The following is a 19371-nucleotide window of genomic DNA, read 5'->3' on the forward strand; positions in this document are numbered from 1 at the left end:
GTTTTTGTATATTTAGCATCATTTACACATTAAGACGTTCTACCACAACAAGTATGAAGAATTCCTGAATACGTATTTTTCCCAGTTGAAACAACTACAGCCTTTGCATTCCCTGCAACAATATACGTTCCTTTGAAACATACATTTTCAAGTTCAAGTGGATTATAGTCTTTCATTCGTTTTAAAGGAATAAATCGTTTGCGCTCAAGATGATAACAGCTTTCAAATTTTTCAATACTTACATCGTTTCCTGTTAGCATAGCTTCATTTACTAATAAATCATTCGCATAAATGATACGTACATCTGCTGGTACTGTATCACCTTCTGAAAGAAAAATCATATCGCCAGGAACAAGCTCTTGTACTGGCAAAGTCATCATTTTCAATTCACCGTTTAAACCCGTTACACTAGAACATTCTACTCGAGACACAGTAATTTTCTCACATTGTAATCCATCACGCACATGTTGTTTTGAAAGACCTGGGATCATTCTAGTTAGCTTCATCATGACTTCCGCAATACGCGCTCTTTTTGAAATTAATTCATTTCGGCCGTATACTTGAATACGTTTTTGTGCCTCTTTCATAGATAATCCGTCTCTTGTTGTTTTAAAATACGCAAATACAGATTTTACATCTCTCGTTGCGATTTCAATTAATAAATCTTTATTTTTTTGAAGCATTGTTTGTTCTTTCATTGATTTTTTACTTAATTTATATGACGTGTTACCCACAGTTTTGTTTGCATATAACATATTATCGTCTCCTCCATTACAACATAGGAAGAAACGCTTTGTTTCTCAATTTATCCACTTTACTGTGAAAGTGTCTAGCGCTTAAACATACATATAAACGCTACATGATGATAAATATAGAGGGAGGAACAAGTCGTTTCCTGCCTACATCATATATTTTTGATTTGAAGTATATGGGTAACGGAACCGAGTCAGAATTTGACATGCTCCTCACCTCCTCGTTTCATTTTATAGTTTATACTATGAAATTACTCATAGCTTTGTAACAAAAAGACCTTTACTCCGAAAAGAGTAAAGGTCATGACATACACAAATAAACGATTCCTAATACAATTAGAAATCTACGGACCTCTCCCTCGCCGAGTTTTAGCACTGTATAGCATAGGTACATTACCAGCTACGTTAAGAAAAACCTTAATTCGATCATTCCTGTTGACCCATTGGCGTCTCTCGACATTTTTGGGCAGTAGCATTTCTCTATACAGGAGCCTCACCTAACAGAGACTTATTTTAATTACATAGAAAATGTTACTCTTATTTAAAATAGATGTCAACACTTTGAATGGAATCTTTTCCTTATTACAACAACTCCCTCTCATAATAGACTACTTCTCTTTCGACTTATTAAATGAATCAAACACACATTTCAAAATTAGCAAAAATAAAAACCTTACGTTTAAACGTAAGGTTTTTAATAAGTTATACAACCAGCAATTAAAATCCCAATTGAAAGCGATACAAACATAAGAAAAAGACCGACTGCTTGATTATCTTCTTCGAGACTTTTATTTATATTAAAGCGTGGTGTAAGCCACTCAGCTAAATAAAAGACGATAATTTGAGCCAAAATCCCAACTGCTCCCCACGAAACCATATCAAGAAGTGAAATGGAATTAGCTGCTGTTGAATATAAAACAATAGCTAACCCAAGTAACCGCCCTCCAAGTACATAGCTTACCGCCTTATTCCCTTGGGCCATTAGCTTAAATTCTTTTACTTTCGTTGTTACTTCCATTAGGAAAAGACCAAGGCATAAAAGGCCAAGTGTTACTGCTAAATATAATAAAAAATTAATCATATACCTTCCTCCTTTTTTATACCTACCGGTAAATAGTACGATTCATTCCCCGTAATTTTTTCCCCCGCACGAATACCGATACTACTCGCTTTTCCGGCAATTAAAAACGAACCAAACACATACGACAGTTTCTCCATCCCTTTTTCTGTTTGCAAGGATATGACTGGAAGTTCTGTATACTTTTGAAATATCGGCAGTGACGCTTTATACGTTTGATGTGCATTTTGAAGCATAATATGTTCGTCCTTATCGCGAATAGTAATTGTGTCCCCTTCTCTACCAAATGAAGGTTTTTGAACGAAAGAACCTTTTCCTAAAAATAAATCTGGTTCTAAATATGTAGGTAACATATATTCTTTAATCCATTGTTGTTCCTCATTTGTATAAAAGGCCCCTTCTTCTGCTAACCCCCAAATAAGACACTGGATTGATTTTGGCTGAAGTAAAAATGCTGACAATGGATTTATTATAAAAAGCTTTCCGGCTTTTACAAGCTGCAACAGTTCCACACCTACCAAATCTCCTGTTTCAGGATCTTGATCCTCAACTAAATCTTCTATCGGATATGTTTGGCGATATAAAACATCAATCTGTACTCCATCCCTATCCACTAAAGCATCTTTTGTAATTCTAAGTTCTGACATTGGTACTACTTTATTTTCAACATGGCATAACTGACTCAAATACTTGGTCGTATTCCAATCCTCAATATGTTCATGATGTGCTGTAAAAACAACATTTGGGTTGTCTATTCCCTTTGTCGCTTCCATTACAGCTTTTGTAATACCAGAAGATAGTAATCGCTCTTGATTCGAGTTTGGATCATCATAGCCTAGTTTCTCGCAAACTTTCCCATTCATTTGAAAGCATTCCATAATAAAAGTTGGTGTATCACTATTAAATTCAAGCATTTTAATTTGGTTATCAGCTGTTAAAACGAAATCAAAACGCGAAATAACAGATTCAGGATATAACCCTTTCATTCTAATGAACGATAAGCTCGCAGGAGGAAACCCAAGTTCAAGAAGCTGTTCGTCACTTAAATTACGCAAAAGTCTAGCAGTCTTAAAAAATATTCTTCCCATTCGTTCAGTTGCTAATTGTAATTGTTTCATAGTCTGATTTGTTATAGAGAAAACATGAAACAAACTATACTCAGATTCATATAGATCCGACCAGAAATTTGGATATTTCGAATAAAACTCTTTTCGACCCCTTATGTACTGCGACATATTTTATCCCCCAAATCCTCCCTTTGAACCGCTTCCAATTCCACCTTTAAATTCCGCAGACGATTGATACGATTTAAACGCCGATGAATTTTTAAAAGTGGATTTATTTTGATAGTATCGCCCACCATAGAAATAATGGCCACGATAACCTGAACTACTATCATCACACTGCCATACCCCAAGTTCATCATCCCAATCCCAATCTGAACAACTATTATCATTCGGTTTTGGGGGAAGATCTTGTGCGCAGCCAAATAAGGTGCCGGTCATTAAAGACGTTACGACACCGCCTACTAGCCATTTCGTTTTTGTCACCTTCGCACTCCCCTTTTTAAATTCTATTCCTATTATATAGGATGGCATGATAAAGTAGAAGAAAAAGGAAGAAGAGGGATTAAATGCGCTTAGAATATCGACTTAATGATGAAACGAAAGGGTATCCTGCTTTATGGAACTACGCCAATATTTCTAATTCTGAAATTATCGCACGCATGACTTGTGAATATTTTATTAAAGAGAAAAATACTTATGTTGTTACTGCAACTTCAGTAGATCCAGATGGAACAGCAGTTATATATATTCAACAAGAAACTTTTTCTAACGATCCTTCAGATCCTACTTACTTCCACATCGGTTTTGAAATTAGAGAGCTGAAGGATACGAGTTCAAACTTGATTGAAAGTAAAGATGTATGGAACTATGAAGAAATTTTACCCTCTCTTCATTCCGATATCATATATATTCAGCGAGACGGCATGTCTATGGAGTTCTCCTTAGATTCAAGAGAGATTGATGAAGACAGAAAGTGCTACATTTATTACGGAAACTTCACAGGTGAATCAAGATAACATGGATAAATGTATGCAATAAAAAAACCTTACGTATAAAACGTAAGGTTTTTATTTAGCCCCACATATGCCGTTCTCTCTAGATGTCCATAAACCTGCTCTCACAGGTGGATGCTCTCACAAATGTTTGTAACTTCCTTCTTAAAAAGATGGCTTGTTAGCTACATTTAAATATTGAACTTCCATATTAAACTTATTGGTTTAAGACATGCATAAGCTACGTACACCGTAGGAATTTTATATAGTGTTAGTTGAAATAAGACCCCCGCACGTGCCGCTCCTCGTAAATGTCCAAAAACCCGCTACTCGCAGGTGGATGCCCTCACAGTTACCGTACATCTTCCTCCACAAGGAAGGCTTGATGATGGTCGCTAAATATTGAGCTTCCGTATAACTAACATCGGTTTTAGACATAAATAAGTTACGTACACCGCAGGATGTATTATTTACTTGTCGTTATATTATCACATTGTTTCTAATGTGTAAAATACAAAGTTTTTCGAGCAATTTCTTGCTTGTGACCTTATTTTAATACAAATTATTTTTGCATGCAAGTGATTAATCTTCTTCTTTTGCAATTTGATTTTCTGGATAAGAAATCCAATCACTCCAGCTACCTGCATACAATTTAACATTTTGGAATCCAGCTAATTTTAATGCAAGGATATTTGGACACGCTGTAACACCAGAACCACAATATACAATTGTTTCCTTATCTTTCGAAAGATTTTGGAATCGTTCTTGTTGCCCAGCTTCATTCTTAAATTGTCCTGATTGCAACATTCCATCCTTCCAAAAATAGTTTACCGCTGTCGGAATATGTCCTGCTTTTGGATCAACAAGTTCTTCTACACCAGCATAACGTTTTGGCTCTCTAGAATCAATTAACGTAATATCTGCACCTGCATGAATATTCTCTCTGACCGTTTCCATCGTTACAAGCATATGCTCTTGTATATTGGCTTTGAATGTTTTTCGGGTAACAACAGGAATTTCCGCTGTTATATGTAATCCCTTCTCTTTCCAAGCAGGAAATCCGCCATCTAATATATATACTTTCTCATGTCCTACATAGTTTAATAACCACCATAACCGAGAAGCATTTGCACCCGCTTGACTGTCATATGCAACTACTATCGTATGTTCATTAATACCAGCTCGCGAAAGCTTGTCTGCAAACTCTTCAATATTTGGCAACGGATGGCGACCACCATGTTCTGTTACTGGACTTGATAAATCTAAATTTAAATCAAAATATAACGCATGAGGGATATGTTCTTCCTCATACTTTTCTCTACCCCAATTAGGATTCGCTAAATCAAAACGACAATCGATTATACGGACGTTCTCATCTTCTATATGCTCACGTAACCATTCGACTGTAACTATCATCTTTAACGACCTTCTTTCTCTTGCAAACGACTTACATACTCCATAACCATTTCTTCTGTAACATATTTACGCTGCAAGGTAACACCATTTTTTGCAAGATCATTAATTTGCTTTGTTACAACATTAATGACATCAACCGAAAATTCTTTCCCATTTGACGCAAGAGATACGGCTGCTTCAATAGCTGCTTCACGCTGCGCATCTAATTGTAAACATGCTTTTACACTTTCATTTTGTTTACGAGAATGTGCTGTAATTGCTTTATGTACTTCCATCTTCTCTTCCCCCTAAATACGTTATACGTTCTAATTCAATTCCATTGCAAGCCGAATCATATCACGGCATACAATCCCATTTTCAATAATCTCTTCTTCATAATGCTTCGAAAAGTAATCAAAATCAATAGAAAAAATACGAAATCCACATTTTTGATATAAGGCAAGCTGTGAAACACTAGAATTACCCGTACCAACTTCAAGTTTTGACATACCATATCCTTTAGCAGTTTCTATGGCATGACTTAATAGCTTCTTTCCAATCCCTTTTCCTTGCAAATGCTCTACAACCGCAATATTCATAATTTCCATCGTCTTCGGCCTTGTTTCCAATAGAACATATACACCGATAACACTCTCCTCTTGCTTAGCTACATATGTTAACCCTCTTTGTACATATGCATCAATTTGCTGCTCGCTTGGATCAGCAAGCAATAATAAAGGCTTCGGTATTGCTTCTTTCGAAATATACTCTATTACTACACCCACAAAAAATTCCCCTTTCTCTATTGTTCTAAACCCCCCTTGTCTACCATAAGTAATAGAAAGGAGGGATTCATCATGGACAACAATGAGAAAAAATGCAACGTCATCTCTATTGATGGAAAGAAGAAGAAAAGTGACACGTATTCCTATCCAAAATTAGTAGTAGAAAACAAAACATATGAATTTTCTTCATTCGTCTTATGTGGTGAAACACCAGACGGCAGACGACTCGTTCTTACTCATATGATTTCTACCGATGAATTTGCTGGATTTGTCAAATCTTTAGATACTGTACTGCAAAAGAAAATTGAACGAATCTTTTTCTCATAACGACTATATAACATAAATTTCTTTTTCAATCTCTACTAACTGATTGTGCAATTGTTCTTTACTTTGTTCATATAGAGATACATCGATCGTTTCAGCCAATGCAAACAATATACTTTCATAATAGTTCATCACATCTTGTTGCATCACTTTTTGGAATAAGTTCCACTTCATATCCCATTCTTGCTTATAATGATGGACAAATAAATCTTTTTCATCGGCTACATAGTTTGATACAAGCGGCTCTAATACAGATTTAGCGTCTTCTTGCATAAAAGCTTTGTCATTCTTTTCAAAAAAGCTTTTCTCATTTTTAAAATGTGCCAGTGCTTTTTTGAAATCTTTTATTTCAACTGAAGGGAACGGTTCTTTATGTGTAATATCTTTATATTCATACTCAACTGTTCCATTCATAGAAATTGATTGATTTTCTACTTTACAGTTCACTACAATTCCGTCCTTTGCACGCTTCATCGCTTCGTCTATCCATTTTTCAAGACGTAATGATGTCGCACGCATTTCTTGTAATAAATCATGCTGAATAAATGCTACTAATTCCATAACACACTGTTGCAATTGTGTTTTCACATTTCCATCCGTTCGAAGTGACGCCGGATTAATAAATTCAGTAAACACATCGTTATAACGTAGGAATAGACGCTGTTGCACGTAATAAAGCAACTCTTTCACTTCATTTTGCATCGCCTGTTCTTCAGCAAGTACACTATATGATGAAATAATATGAAGTAGTTGACCACGCTCTGCTTCATATTTTTTCGTTTGCTTCTCTTTCTCTTCATTCCCCTGCTTTGCACCATTTATCATGTTTACTAAAAGCTGATCTGCTCCTTGCAATGCACCATATAAAGCATGAACAGATACGAGCATTAAATCTCTCATCATAAAGGATGTAAATGATTCCTCAAATTTAGCAATCCCAGAGTTTTGTAAAATACCGTATTTCTCTTTTTCAATATTTTTTCCTTGTTTCTCTTCAAGCGCACATAAACTTGAAATTGCAAATAAACGCGGACTTCTAATGCCGTATTGCAGTAGCTGGTCTGCGATATACCCTTTTACCATTTCAAGCTCTTCTTCAGACTCTGCTAAATCGGCCGCATTAATTAAGAAGAACATTTTATCAAGAGCAAAAGTATCCTTTACACGACCAAGCTGAATTAAAAATTCACGGTCAGCACGAGAGAACACATGGTTATAATACGTTACAAATAAAATAGCATCTGCGTTTTTAATATACTGGAATGCAACGTCTGTATGGCGGGCGTTAATAGAATCCGCTCCCGGTGTGTCTACAAGCGCTACTCCTTGCCTTGTTAAAGCACAATCATAATAAAGCTCCATATACTCAACAAAACACGATTTTTCTTCATTCGCTACATAATCAGAAAACTCTTCTAATGTAACTTGTACTTGCTTCCCTAAATGCGTAGAAACCGTATCATACCCTTTTTGTACCGCCCGTAAAAAGCTAAATGTTGTTTTTTGCTTCCCAGTCGGTGAAGGATATTTCATAACTTTATCAATTTGTGCTAACGCCTCATCTAACGTCGTAATCTCATAATGAAACAGCTTATAAACAGCTTTCATATCTTCTAATAGAGCTTGTTTTGATTTGAATTGAACCATTACTGTTCCGTGTGGTTTTTCCTCTGTAACCGGCAAAATTTGATTAATCGTTGCCGTCGTCGGATTTGGTGATACAGGAAGTACCTTCTCACCAAGTAAGGCATTGGCAAATGATGATTTCCCAGCACTAAAAGCTCCGAATAACGCTACTGTAAATTGTTTCGTTTCCACACGACGCCTTTTTTCAATTACCTCTTGCTGTACATGTTTCAGCGCTGGCAATGGCTCTAATATCGTTTCAGCTTTCTTCACTTTCTCTAATATACGCTGAATATTTAAAGCTGCCGTTCCTTTTATCTCTTCTTCATGAGCTACTACGCTATCATTTACAAATTCCTGCTCTTGTAATGTGAATTTCTCACTAACAATTTGTTTTTCATTTTGCAATATCTCCTCTATTTGCAACCCTTCTGGCGTAGCAACACGCTCGTGCCAAATATTTTGCAAATAACTTTCATACGTCTCCAAATTGTTACTGTATTGCAATTTCGTTTCTTTTGCAGTTTGCAACATCGTATATGTTTCAACCTCTTCTTCAATACGAGCAACTGCTTCCTTCACCTTTTGCTTTAAAACAACTGCACTTTTATCAAAAATTTGCTGTGCTTTTATAAAATAACGTTTCTTCAGTTCGTTCGCTACATCCGCTGTATAAAGAAGTAAGTAATCACCTGTAAAACCTGCACCTTGTTTGATTACTTCCGCCAGCATTTCTGGTCCAAAAGCAATTTCTAAAGCATATATGTCTTTCCCAATTTCCTCTGTGAACAATCCTTCTTCTTTTAAGAAGGTAACGATAAATTCTTTCACATGAAAATCAAGTTGCGTTTCAACAGTTTTTTGCAAAGCTGAATAAAAAGAATCTAAACGTCTCTGTTTTTCTTGCTCCGTCTTCCCTTTCGCAAATAGCAAACCAACTTTAAATTTTGTTAATTTCGTTTCTAAGTACGCATTTGCCAATTCTCTCATTTCAAATGGCATTAAATACGCGTTATCTAATATAGCTTGTAGGCCTTTTATAAATTCGTTTCTCACATGAGACTCTTTACTAGCCTCGCGATGTTTCGTTTCCGTTAGCTCTTCCTTCTTTTCAACTATTTCTAAAATGGAAAGCGGTGATGCTAACTCTTCCTCATATTTCAAAAGAGCTTTTTCATTTTCAGAAAGAATAAACGAGAAATGTTCCCCCATTAAATATTCTGTTTCTCGCTCCATTCCATCTCTTACATACTGCGCTTTTTCTTTCATAATAGAAGTAATTAATGTTTCTAAGCTTCCAATTTCATTATGTGGATGGTTCATCATTCGTAATGATGTATAATAAACTCCATCTACTTCAATATCCCAGTTAGAGAACGATTGTTTTACACTATCTTTATAATCCGCAAACGATAATTCATTTTCTTTATGTTTATCTATTTGATTTACAACGAGATAAACCGTTTTATTACGTTGTTTCAATTCTTTAACAAATTGTAAATTCACTTCCGATTGGACGTGATTATAATCCATCATATAAAAAATTACGTCTGCTAGATGCAGCGTTGATTCTGTCGCTAGTTGATGGGCATCATCTGTTGAATCAATCCCTGGTGTATCAACTAACATAACACCTTCAGGAATTGGAGCATCATTCCGATAAATATGAACACCAATTACCTCATCGCCATCTTTACAAATTTGTTTTAATTCTTCTGCTGAATATGCACCGTCATATTCGTACTGCTCTCCAGATTTAATCGTTACAACAACACGATCAAATCCCTTTTCAATTTTAACGACGTTAGCGCTTGTCGGAATTGGACTTGTCGGTAACAACTGCGCTTTATATAGATGATTCATCATCGTTGATTTCCCTGCTGAGAAGTGACCGCAGAATGCTATCATAAGCTGCTCTCGTTTATATTTTTGAACTACTTCAAACAACTTTAAGCTATTCTCTGCATCGCCGTGTTTTTGCCACTCTTCATAAAAACAAACAAGTTTTTTCATACCGTTTGTCTGTACTATGTTTGTCATCCCCTTGTTCCCCTTTATCCAAGATGTATATACTTTTCCCGCTATTTGCGAGCACACAATCAACAGGAGATACATCCCCTCATTGATTACAGTTTTACTTTACTATCATACTAAATTTTCAGCATATTCTCATTAAAAATAAAAAATCCCTTTCATTCTTTTTACAAATGAAAGGGATTTTATGTAATATCACTCATTTTGCTGTTCCTACTCCATTTAAAACATACTTTGCAATAACTGCATATACAGCGACTGTACCTGCTACTAATGTATATACCATACTCATGCACCAACCTTTTTGATAATGATTATCACTTTTGAATACATTTTATCATTAAAGAGAATCATTATCAACACTTTTCATAAAGAAAGCCCCTTATAAGAAGGAGCTTTACTGCCTGTTTTGAAGAAGATTAAAACTTGTTGTGCACTCTTATTATATCTCATCTTACATAACTTAATAGTTAAAAAAAATGGAAATCCACCCTATACCCTCCATCTTACATTTTGTATAATAAAAGGGAATTACTTAACAAGGAGGAAAATAATGACACAAAATATTTCACAAGGCGAGAGGATACACTCCATCGATATTATTAGAGGAATAGCTGTACTTGGTATTTTTCTTGTTAACTGGCCTGTTATCGCCGGGATTGACTCACGTGATCTTTCAGGAGTTTACGAGGGGCTAGATAGCTATATCCGTCTATTTTACGATATGTTTATTCAAACAAAGTTTTATACTATCTTTTCGTTTTTATTCGGCCTAGGCTTTTACATTTTTATGACTCGTGCTGAAGCGAAAACAGATCGACCAAAAACTTTATTTGTTCGTCGCTTACTTATTTTATTATTATTTGGTTTCTTACATTACGTTCTTTTATGGGACGGAGACATCTTACATAGTTATGCAATCGCTGGATTTTTCTTATTTTTATTTTATAAGAGAGAACCTCGTACTATTTTAATATGGGCAATCGTTTTATTAAGTATTTTTCAGTTTTTCATGCTACTCGCTGGTATTATGATTGCATTCGTTCCAAAGGCAGAGTTAGGATTTTCCTTACCTATCATGCCACTTGAAGACTGGGTGTCACAAATACAAAATCGTTTCCATGCATTTTATGCTGATGGAATTGAACTAAACGCATTCATGCTCCCAGAAACAGTTGGGCTATTTTTACTCGGTTTATACGCCGGCAAAAAGGATATTTTCCGCCGCGCGAAAGAATTAGATCCAAAACTAAAAAAATGGCAAATTATTATGTTCATTTTAACATTGCCAATGTGGTTCTTCATGGTCCGTTATTTCTTATCAAAGCCATCGTATGAACCAATTTATATGCAGGTCTTTACAATGTTTAGTGGAAAAACATTATTCATATTCTACATTTTCACGCTCATGCGTTTATTACAAAAAGAAAGATGGCAAACATTATTACATCCGTTCCAGTACGTTGGGCGAATGGCATTAACAAATTACATCTCGCATACAATTGTTACATTACTTGTGTTCGGACTATTGTTTAAAAGTTATTATCCTGCTCCATTATGGGTAGGACCACTATTCTGCATCGGTTTCTACACGTTACAAATCTTTATTAGCCGCTGGTGGCTGTCACGTTATCAATACGGGCCACTTGAATATATATGGCGCCTTGGTACGTACGGAAAAATGATGCCACTTAAAAAGAAAAGCAAGGTCTCATAACGAGACCTTGCTTTTTTACGCTTCTCTTACCGCACTTTGTATCGGAACTGGTTCATCCTTTACTTTCACTTTACGCTGCGGCACCATATTAAATACGATATTTAAAAGTACTGCTGACGCACTTCCAAGTACGATTCCGTTATCTGTTAAAATACGAATACTTTCTGGAAGTTGTGAGAATAATGTAGGAACGACAGTAACTCCTAGTCCGATTCCAACAGAACATGCAACGATTAATAAGTTTTCTTGTCTTCCAAAATCAACGCTACTTAACATTTTAATACCATATGCCATTACCATACCGAACATTGCTAACATCGCACCGCCAAGTACTGATTTCGGAATGATTGTTGTAATAGCTGCGATTTTTGGGATGAACCCAAGAACGATTAACATACCACCACAAGTGTAAATAATAACGCGATTTCTTACTCCAGTTAATTGAACAAGCCCTACGTTTTGAGAGTATGTTGTATATGGGAATGCATTGAAAATACCACCTAATACCATCGCTAGTCCTTCTGCGCGATAGCCTTTTGTTAATTCTTTTTCACCAATCTTTTTATTGCAAATATCAGATAATGCAAAGTAAACACCTGTTGCTTCTACAATCCCTACACAAGCAACTAAAATCATCGTAATAATTGGTGTTAATTCAAATGTTGGTGTACCGAAGTAAAATGGTTGAATACCATGGAACCAATCCGCTTCTCCAACCGCTTGCAAGCTTACTTTCCCCATAAATGCTGCAACGATTGTACCGAACAATAGACCTAGTAAAATAGAGATTGAACGAATAAATCCGTCAAAGAAACGATACATAATGATGATAAATAATAACACACCAAATGCTAATGCTAAATTTTCAAGACTACCGAAATCCTTACTTCCTACTCCACCAGCCATATCATTAATAGCGGCAGGAACAAGTGTAACTCCAATTACTGTAACAACAGATCCTGTTACAACAGGGGGAAACAGCTTTACAAGCTTTCCAAATAATTTCGCAAAAATAACAACGAATAACCCGGCAGCAATAATTGCCCCATAAATAGAAGACACGCCGTATTGTTTCCCGATTGCAATCATCGGCCCAACGGCTGTAAATGTACAACCTAGTACAACTGGAAGTCCAATACCGAAAAAGCGATTTGATAATGCTTGTAAAATTGTCGCAACGCCGCACATTAATAAATCAATTGAGACTAAATACGTTAACTCTTTTTGATTTAAACCTAGTCCGCCGCCCACAATAAGCGGAACGATAATTGCGCCTGCATACATAGCAAGCATATGCTGCATACCAAGCGATGCGATTTTAATTGGATGTTGCTTCATCGTTTATTTCACCTCCGCAGTTTCTTGCTGTACAAATGTAACTGTGCCGTTATCAAGTGATGCAATTTCTGCTAGTGATTCAACACGAACGCCTTGTTCACGAAGCTTCTTTCCTCCATCTTGAAATGCTTTTTCAATAACAATACCAAGTCCCGCAATACTTGCTCCTGCTTGCTCTACTAAACTCATTAAACCTAAAGCAGCCTGACCGTTCGCTAAAAAGTCATCGATAATTAAAACACGATCATTTTCATCGATATGATTTCGAGATAATGAAATTTCATTCGTTTCTTGTTTCGTAAATGAATATACGTTTGCAACGTACATATTATCTTGTAACGTTAACGATTTACGTTTTCTTGCAAAGATTACTTTTACACCAAGCTCTAATGCAGCCATAACTGCTGGTGCAATGCCTGAAGATTCAATCGTCACGATTTTTGTAATATTCTCTTCTTTAAAGCGTTTAGCAAATTCTTTTCCGATCTCTTGCATAAGTACTGGATCAATTTGATGATTTAAAAAAGCATCTACCTTTAATACGTCACCAGATAAAACCTTTCCTTCGTTCAAAATCTTTTCTTGTAATACTTTCATGTTTGTTCCCCCTCTTATGCAATAAAAAAACTCCAAAAGCTGCCACCACTCGTTACAAGTGAGAGACGCGCTTTTGGAGTTTCGCAAAAAAAGAATGCTAAACAAGCAAATATATTCGTCCTCACTCATAGTCAAAGTATTTACGGTACTTCGGTAGAAACTTGCAGGCCATATCCCCGCGATTATATGAGTGTAGCTAACTATTTATTTTATAGATGGATTATAACGCACTTTTTATACTTTGAAAAGTATTTATTAACAAAACACGTACAAATTTTATGAAATTATCATTTTCGTTCGATTTTTGTAAACTCTTTCATTCCCAATTATAACCTCGTTAAAATGATTGGTCCCTCTTTTGTAATCGCAATTGTATGTTCATATTGAGCTGATAATTTCCCGTCCATCGTTCTTGCGGTCCATCCATTTAAATCTACTTTCGAATATCGCATACCTACATTGACAATTGGTTCAATCGTAATTACCATTCCTTCTTGTAACTCAGGCCCTTGTCCTTGCTTCCCAAAATGAAAAATTGCTGGTTCTTCATGAATCTCTTTACCGATTCCATGTCCCGTAAAGTCTCTTGCAACAGAAAAGCCTTCATTTGCTACATAACTTTCAATTGCATAGCCAATATCTCCTACATGATTACCGATTATCGCCTGATCAATCCCTTTATACAAAGCATTCTCAGCTACTAACAACAACTTTTCTGCTTCATCAGAAACTTTTCCAATTCTATACGACCAAGCAGAATCCGAAAGACCACCATTTAAGTTTACTACCATGTCAATTGTTACAATATCGCCCTCAGTTAAAGGAACATCGGCCGGAAACGCATGACACATTTCATCGTTTACAGATGCACATATCGCATATGGATACCCGATGTAACCTTTCTGCTCAGACGTTGCACCATGCTTTTCTAAATATGCTTCAACAAACGTATCAATTTCTTTTGTCGTAATACCTGGTTTCATCATTTTCGCAATTTCCCTATGACATGAAGCAAGTAATTTCCCAGATTCATGCATCAAATCTATTTCATTTTTCGCTTTAATTGTAATCATGCTACCTCTCCCTGCTAAACTACTATTTGCTACTAAAGTTCAATCATACACATCCTCTTCCAAAATTACAAAACTTCCAATTACAAAAAGTATGATTTATTTCTGCATAAAAAAAACAGAAGGAGATTCTTCTGTTTTTTAATCATTTTTACATATATAATTCATTTTCAAAAACTCAAAACAACTACCATTTGTTTTCTGTATAAACGTTCCAACTACTTCAAATCCTGCCCTTTTATACACTTTAATCGCTCTCTCATTAAATGTAGCTACCGATAACGTTATATAATTACATCCGTACTTTTCTTTACTAAAAGCTAATCCAGCGTTTACGAACTGTAAACCAAATCCGTTCCCAGTTATATTAGGTCTCATTCCAAGACCTATATCAACCGTTCCATCATTTATTTTACAAACAGTAAAATAACCAATGAGAGTGCCATTTTCCTTCACAGAAAAGGTATGATCCCCCCTACTCTCATCATGTAAAAATTCAGCTAAATCTTCTTCATCTGCCTCTATATCATAAAAGGAATATTCCCCTTCATAATGCCAGTTGTATGCAATTTCTTCTGCTTCTTCTTGCGTCATTACTGTATATGTATAATCCATTTTTCTCCCCCCTTTAAAAAAAGAGCTGCAATTAAGCAGCTCTTTTCTATAAATCATAAATTTCTTTATACTTCGCTTCTAAATAATCTGCTAAGTAATTTGCATTTAATCCTTCACCTGTTACATCTTCTAAAATTTCAAGTGGCTTTTTCGTTTTACCGTATTGGTGAATGTTTTCTGTTAACCATTCACCAATTGGTGTTACGTTTCCTTCTTCTAATAATGCATCAAAGTTCGGAATGTCTTTTAACATTCTTTGCTTAAATTGCGCTGCATACATATAACCAAGCGCATAAGATGGGAAGTATCCAAATGAACCACCAGCCCAGTGAACATCTTGCAATACACCTTGTGCATCGTTTGCCGGACGAATTCCTAAATATGCTTCCATCTTATCATTCCAAGCCGCTGGCAAATCCTTCACTTGTAATGTACCATCAAATAATTCTTTCTCAAGTTCATAACGAACCATGACGTGAAGCGGATATGTAAGCTCATCTGCTTCTATACGAATGAACGATGGCTTCGATTCGTTAATTGCATCATAAAACTCATCTACTGATATATCATTGAATTGACCATCGCTATACTCTTTTAATAAATCATAATTTTTCTTCCAGAATGATTTATTACGACCGATAAAGTTCTCAAAGAATAATGATTGTGACTCATGAATGCCCATAGATGTTCCACTACATAGCGGTGTACCTTCAAATTTCTCTGCAATATTTTGTTCATATACAGCATGACCACATTCATGTATTGTTCCAAATACAGCCATACGGAAATCTTTTTCGTCATAGCGTGTCGTAATACGAACATCCCCTCTATTTAATGTAATCTCAAATGGATGTACCGTTTCATCAAGACGACCTGCTTCAAAGTCATAATTCAATTGTTTTAATAGCTCTAATGTAAAGTTCTTTTGTTTTTCTTTTGAAAAATGTTCTGATAAAGCACTTGTCTTTAATCTCTTTTGCGACTCCGATATTTCTTTTACGAGTGGGACGATACGCTCACGAAGTTGACCAAATACATGATCTAACACTTCTACTGTAATACCCGGCTCATACATATCTAATAATGTATTATATTTATATGTTTCGTAACCCCAATATGTAATAAATTTCTTTTTAAATTCAACAATTTTTTCTAAATACGGACGGAACATTTCGAAATCAGATTTTTCGCGAGCTTCTTCCCACACACTTTCCGCTTTCGCTTCTAATTTCACATACGCTTCATATTCCGCTTGTGGAATTTTCTTATTTCTATCATATTCTTTACGACACTCTTCAACCATTTTCTTCGTCGTTTCAGAAAGTTTGTCTTCACGTATTAAATTTTCAAGCTCTGTTAAATAATTTCCCATCTCATCTGAAGTCGACATAGCAAACACTTCTGATGAAAGCATACCAATTACTTCTGAACGTTGGTCTACACCTTTTTTAGGCGCACCTGTTCTCAAGTCCCAGAACATTAAGCTTAATGCTTCTCCGTAATTCTGTATCTTCTTCACATATGTTAAAAATTGTTTTTCTACTTCATATATAGCTACTGTCATCGTATAAAAGCCTCCTTTTTCTACCTCAAACTTAATTCGACATGAAAATCTAAATTCCTTTTATAATAAAAAAAAAGCTTGGCAAGCGCCAAGCTCTCTCCTTACAATTCTTTACCTTCTACTGGTAGTACGTTTTTCACCGCTTCTACCACTTTCTCATCTTCTGTATCAGATAAGAAAATTGATATAGTACCTTTATCATCGCTCGTACGAATTAAACGGCCAATCCCTTGACGAAGACGTAAAATCATATATGGTACATCTACATCCCAGAATGGATCATTTACATGTTTACGCTTCGCTTCAAACACAGGATCGTTTGGAGGGAATGGTAATGACCAAATAATAACATGTGATAATGATGAACCAGGAATATCTAAACCTTCCCATAAATGAACGGCACAAAGTACAGTCTCTTCTTCATTTTGGAAACGAGAAACGAGCTGACTAATTTCTTGATCCCCTTCATATAGGAACGGAACTGACATTTGTTCTTTACTTACATATTCTTTGAACGCTGCAAGCTCTTGCGTTGTACGGAATAATACGAGCGTACGTCCATTTGTTTTCTGTATATTTTCAAGTGTATATTGACACTTTCTTTCCCATTCATTTTCTTTCGTATGTGATAGTAAGTTTACTGCCATTTGTTCTTCGTAATCAAATGGTGAGGCAACTGAGAATGATAAATAATCTTTTACCCCTAGGCTATTTGCTGTAAATGCGAATGAATCGTTGTTAGATAATGTAGCAGAAGAGAAAATATACGGGATTTTCTTTGAGAATACTTTCTCTTGTAATACTTCTTCAACTGCACGTGGCATAATTACTAACGTGAAGGCTCCATCACCTTCTTCACCCCATGTAATTACATTTTTCTCGTGCATGAACAGACGAAGTGAATGTTCTAATACATCTAAATGTTCATCGACGATATTTAAATCATACGTGTTTACTGTATGCATTTCACTTTCAAATACTAACGCATCACCGACTTCACCAATTTTCGCATAAAGTCGCTTCGCTTCAGCTGTTACCTTTTCTGTCACAGTAATTTCTAAACGATCAGAACCGGCAATTTCCTTTTTATTTTCTTGTAACACATCAAAGAATCGTTCTGTTTGCCAAATTGTTTCTTCTACTAAATGTGCGAACTCTTCACGAATATCATTTTGTAATAATCTCGTTAGAAGTTGCTCCATCATCGTTTGCTTTAAACGATATGTTAAAGCTTTTTGGGCTGCATATTCTACAAGATGTCCTTCATCAAATACAACGCAGCTACTTTCTGGTAATAACGGAATTTGCCCTTCACGCTTACGAGCATCGTACGTCCAAATATGATCCATATAGAAATCTTGAGAACAAATAATTAAATCTGCCGCTTTACGATAATGTTCACGTGAAAGAGTTTGACCACAACGGTGACGTGAATCACAAGTGAAGCAATCTTGGAAGTAATCCCAATTTATTTTTGACCATTCCTCATCATTTAAAAGCGGAAACTCTTTTCGATCACCATAGTGAGTAAAGTTTTGCATCGTACCATGATCAAATACAAACTGCGGTAATTCGTAGTATACATCTTCAATTACTTCTGGAGCTCGTCCACTCATAACATCTTCAAGTTTACGTAAACATAAATAATTATCCATTGATTTCGCAAGTCTTACATCTACCGATAAGCCTAACGCTTCGGATAATTTAGCAATGTCCCCTTCTTCTTTTACAAGTTGCTCAATTAACGTTTCATCTGCACAAGCGATAATAGCTGGTTTTCCAGTATAACGCGCATAGCAAATTGCATATAGAAGATATACAATTGTTTTCCCTGTTCCTACACCCGCTTCTGCGAACATTACTTTCTTTTCTTGGAAAGCACGCTCTAATTGAAACGCCATGAAAATTTGTTCATCACGCTCTTCAAAGCCTTTTTCCGGAAGGATGTCATAAAATACATCTCCAATCCACTCATTCAACTTATCATAAAAATTGTCTTGTTTTCCTACTTCAAATGGTAATCTCTTCTCAGTAAACATCCTTAGCCTCCAACCAAAAAGTTTTTCTATAAAAAGATATAGTAGCTGCTATTCATATGTGTGCAGCCACTTTCCCCTGTTGCCATACATAGAAATACACGAAAAAAAATTTTCCTTTCGAAAAAGGAAAATTTTCTTCTATATTAATGACTTTAAATACCGTTTATCAATCGCTGTTTCATGTGAAAGAGCTGACAAATATTCTTCTTGTGCTTTTTGTATTTCATCTACCATCGCACCTTGACTATCCACTTCTTTTCCGAGCTCATCATACGTACGGTGAATAGCTTTTTGAATCATTGATAATTGGAAACTATCCATACCAGTTCCTCCTTTACGCATTACATAATAGCCAGTATATGCGCGCTGGAGGAGTTT

At 35.7% G+C, this 19371-nt stretch carries 18 protein-coding genes, 2 other RNA genes and 2 riboswitches; of the genes, 3 read left to right on the forward strand and 17 right to left on the reverse strand.

Annotated elements, in window-relative coordinates; all coding sequences use genetic code 11:
* Positions 1-29: 29 nt before the first annotated feature.
* The 4 genes from DN390_RS16850 to DN390_RS16865 all read right to left on the reverse strand — a co-directional run bounded on the left by DN390_RS16850 (position 30) and on the right by DN390_RS16865 (position 3380).
* The gene (locus tag DN390_RS16850; protein WP_147807885.1) at positions 30-755 is read right to left on the reverse strand and encodes a P-type ATPase actuator domain-containing protein; all 726 of its coding nucleotides are present in this window, start codon (positions 753-755) and stop codon (positions 30-32) included.
* A gap of 343 nt (positions 756-1098) precedes the next feature.
* Positions 1099-1264: riboswitch (M-box (ykoK) riboswitch) on the reverse strand.
* A gap of 182 nt (positions 1265-1446) precedes the next feature.
* A complete protein-coding gene (locus tag DN390_RS16855; protein WP_147807886.1) occupies positions 1447-1833 on the reverse strand; it encodes a DUF350 domain-containing protein in 387 nt (128 codons plus the stop codon).
* Positions 1830-3065 (reverse strand): glutathionylspermidine synthase family protein, encoded by a 1236-nt coding sequence (locus tag DN390_RS16860; protein WP_147807887.1) that lies wholly within the window; start codon positions 3063-3065, stop codon positions 1830-1832. The genes DN390_RS16855 and DN390_RS16860 overlap by 4 nt, the downstream gene beginning before the upstream one ends.
* A gap of 3 nt (positions 3066-3068) precedes the next feature.
* The gene (locus DN390_RS16865) at positions 3069-3380 is read right to left on the reverse strand and encodes a hypothetical protein (protein WP_000169030.1); all 312 of its coding nucleotides are present in this window, start codon (positions 3378-3380) and stop codon (positions 3069-3071) included.
* 83 nt (positions 3381-3463) lie between these two features.
* Between DN390_RS16865 and DN390_RS16870 the strand changes: the two genes are divergently transcribed.
* Positions 3464-3913 (forward strand): hypothetical protein, encoded by a 450-nt coding sequence (locus DN390_RS16870; RefSeq protein ID WP_147807888.1) that lies wholly within the window; start codon positions 3464-3466, stop codon positions 3911-3913.
* 54 nt (positions 3914-3967) lie between these two features.
* On the opposite strand, the gene ssrS (DN390_RS16875) is transcribed toward DN390_RS16870, so the two are convergent.
* From ssrS (DN390_RS16875) to DN390_RS16895, 5 genes are all read right to left on the reverse strand, one after another.
* A non-coding RNA gene (gene ssrS / locus DN390_RS16875) (6S RNA) lies at positions 3968-4151 on the reverse strand.
* Between the two features lie 21 nt (positions 4152-4172).
* Positions 4173-4355: non-coding RNA, 6S RNA (gene ssrS, locus DN390_RS16880), on the reverse strand.
* 116 nt (positions 4356-4471) lie between these two features.
* Entirely contained in the window at positions 4472-5305 is an 834-nt protein-coding gene (locus DN390_RS16885; RefSeq protein WP_147807889.1) for a sulfurtransferase, read from the reverse strand.
* Positions 5306-5307: 2 nt separating this feature from the next.
* A complete protein-coding gene (locus DN390_RS16890; RefSeq protein ID WP_000451820.1) occupies positions 5308-5580 on the reverse strand; it encodes a YpbS family protein in 273 nt (90 codons plus the stop codon).
* Positions 5581-5610: 30 nt separating this feature from the next.
* On the reverse strand, positions 5611-6069 hold the full coding sequence (locus DN390_RS16895; protein ID WP_147807890.1) for a GNAT family N-acetyltransferase: 459 nt from the start codon (positions 6067-6069) through the stop codon (positions 5611-5613).
* Between the two features lie 72 nt (positions 6070-6141).
* Between DN390_RS16895 and DN390_RS16900 the strand changes: the two genes are divergently transcribed.
* A complete protein-coding gene (locus DN390_RS16900) occupies positions 6142-6396 on the forward strand; it encodes a DUF3931 domain-containing protein (RefSeq protein ID WP_000369740.1) in 255 nt (84 codons plus the stop codon).
* Positions 6397-6399: 3 nt separating this feature from the next.
* Here the strand turns inward: DN390_RS16900 and DN390_RS16905 are convergent, their stop codons facing one another.
* Positions 6400-10059, reverse strand: a complete 3660-nt coding sequence (locus DN390_RS16905; protein ID WP_147807891.1) for a dynamin family protein — start codon at positions 10057-10059, stop codon at positions 6400-6402.
* A 547-nt stretch (positions 10060-10606) separates the two neighbouring features.
* Here DN390_RS16905 and DN390_RS16910 point away from each other — a divergent pair.
* Positions 10607-11770, forward strand: a complete 1164-nt coding sequence (locus DN390_RS16910; protein ID WP_147807892.1) for a DUF418 domain-containing protein — start codon at positions 10607-10609, stop codon at positions 11768-11770.
* 15 nt (positions 11771-11785) lie between these two features.
* Here the strand turns inward: DN390_RS16910 and pbuX are convergent, their stop codons facing one another.
* From pbuX to DN390_RS16950, 7 genes are all read right to left on the reverse strand, one after another.
* Positions 11786-13108, reverse strand: a complete 1323-nt coding sequence (gene pbuX, locus DN390_RS16915; protein WP_002194155.1) for a xanthine permease PbuX — start codon at positions 13106-13108, stop codon at positions 11786-11788.
* Between the two features lie 3 nt (positions 13109-13111).
* Positions 13112-13705, reverse strand: coding sequence for a xanthine phosphoribosyltransferase (locus DN390_RS16920; protein ID WP_147807893.1), 594 nt, complete (start codon positions 13703-13705; stop codon positions 13112-13114).
* 108 nt (positions 13706-13813) lie between these two features.
* Positions 13814-13915: riboswitch (purine riboswitch) on the reverse strand.
* Positions 13916-14031: 116 nt separating this feature from the next.
* Complete coding sequence (locus DN390_RS16930; RefSeq protein WP_147807894.1) at positions 14032-14778, reverse strand: type I methionyl aminopeptidase; 747 nt, start codon at positions 14776-14778, stop codon at positions 14032-14034.
* A 138-nt stretch (positions 14779-14916) separates the two neighbouring features.
* On the reverse strand, positions 14917-15390 hold the full coding sequence (locus DN390_RS16935; protein ID WP_147807895.1) for a GNAT family N-acetyltransferase: 474 nt from the start codon (positions 15388-15390) through the stop codon (positions 14917-14919).
* A gap of 46 nt (positions 15391-15436) precedes the next feature.
* Positions 15437-16954: a carboxypeptidase gene (gene ypwA, locus DN390_RS16940; protein WP_147807896.1), complete on the reverse strand. Its 1518-nt coding sequence runs from the start codon at positions 16952-16954 to the stop codon at positions 15437-15439.
* Between the two features lie 101 nt (positions 16955-17055).
* Positions 17056-18993 (reverse strand): ATP-dependent DNA helicase, encoded by a 1938-nt coding sequence (locus DN390_RS16945; RefSeq protein WP_060630216.1) that lies wholly within the window; start codon positions 18991-18993, stop codon positions 17056-17058.
* 138 nt (positions 18994-19131) lie between these two features.
* Positions 19132-19314: a DUF3921 family protein gene (locus DN390_RS16950; protein WP_060630215.1), complete on the reverse strand. Its 183-nt coding sequence runs from the start codon at positions 19312-19314 to the stop codon at positions 19132-19134.
* Positions 19315-19371 lie beyond the last annotated feature (57 nt).

The sequence above is a fragment of the Bacillus sp. SH7-1 genome (genome assembly GCF_008042405.1).
Lineage (GTDB): Bacteria > Bacillota > Bacilli > Bacillales > Bacillaceae_G > Bacillus_A > Bacillus_A thuringiensis_N.

Bases quoted from the DNA above. Each gene is read 5' to 3' on its own strand.
- DN390_RS16850 (WP_147807885.1), bottom strand. From the start codon at position 755: ATGTTATATGCAAACAAAACTGTGGGTAACACGTCATATAAATTAAGT.
- DN390_RS16855 (WP_147807886.1), bottom strand. From the start codon at position 1,833: ATGATTAATTTTTTATTATATTTAGCAGTAACACTTGGCCTTTTATGC.
- DN390_RS16860 (WP_147807887.1), bottom strand. From the start codon at position 3,065: ATGTCGCAGTACATAAGGGGTCGAAAAGAGTTTTATTCGAAATATCCA.
- DN390_RS16870 (WP_147807888.1), top strand. From the start codon at position 3,464: ATGCGCTTAGAATATCGACTTAATGATGAAACGAAAGGGTATCCTGCT.
- DN390_RS16885 (WP_147807889.1), bottom strand. From the start codon at position 5,305: ATGATAGTTACAGTCGAATGGTTACGTGAGCATATAGAAGATGAGAAC.
- DN390_RS16890 (WP_000451820.1), bottom strand. From the start codon at position 5,580: ATGGAAGTACATAAAGCAATTACAGCACATTCTCGTAAACAAAATGAA.
- DN390_RS16900 (WP_000369740.1), top strand. From the start codon at position 6,142: ATGGACAACAATGAGAAAAAATGCAACGTCATCTCTATTGATGGAAAG.
- DN390_RS16905 (WP_147807891.1), bottom strand. From the start codon at position 10,059: ATGACAAACATAGTACAGACAAACGGTATGAAAAAACTTGTTTGTTTT.
- DN390_RS16910 (WP_147807892.1), top strand. From the start codon at position 10,607: ATGACACAAAATATTTCACAAGGCGAGAGGATACACTCCATCGATATT.
- pbuX (WP_002194155.1), bottom strand. From the start codon at position 13,108: ATGAAGCAACATCCAATTAAAATCGCATCGCTTGGTATGCAGCATATG.
- DN390_RS16920 (WP_147807893.1), bottom strand. From the start codon at position 13,705: ATGAAAGTATTACAAGAAAAGATTTTGAACGAAGGAAAGGTTTTATCT.
- DN390_RS16930 (WP_147807894.1), bottom strand. From the start codon at position 14,778: ATGATTACAATTAAAGCGAAAAATGAAATAGATTTGATGCATGAATCT.
- DN390_RS16935 (WP_147807895.1), bottom strand. From the start codon at position 15,390: ATGGATTATACATATACAGTAATGACGCAAGAAGAAGCAGAAGAAATT.
- ypwA (WP_147807896.1), bottom strand. From the start codon at position 16,954: ATGACAGTAGCTATATATGAAGTAGAAAAACAATTTTTAACATATGTG.
- DN390_RS16945 (WP_060630216.1), bottom strand. From the start codon at position 18,993: ATGTTTACTGAGAAGAGATTACCATTTGAAGTAGGAAAACAAGACAAT.
- DN390_RS16950 (WP_060630215.1), bottom strand. From the start codon at position 19,314: ATGGATAGTTTCCAATTATCAATGATTCAAAAAGCTATTCACCGTACG.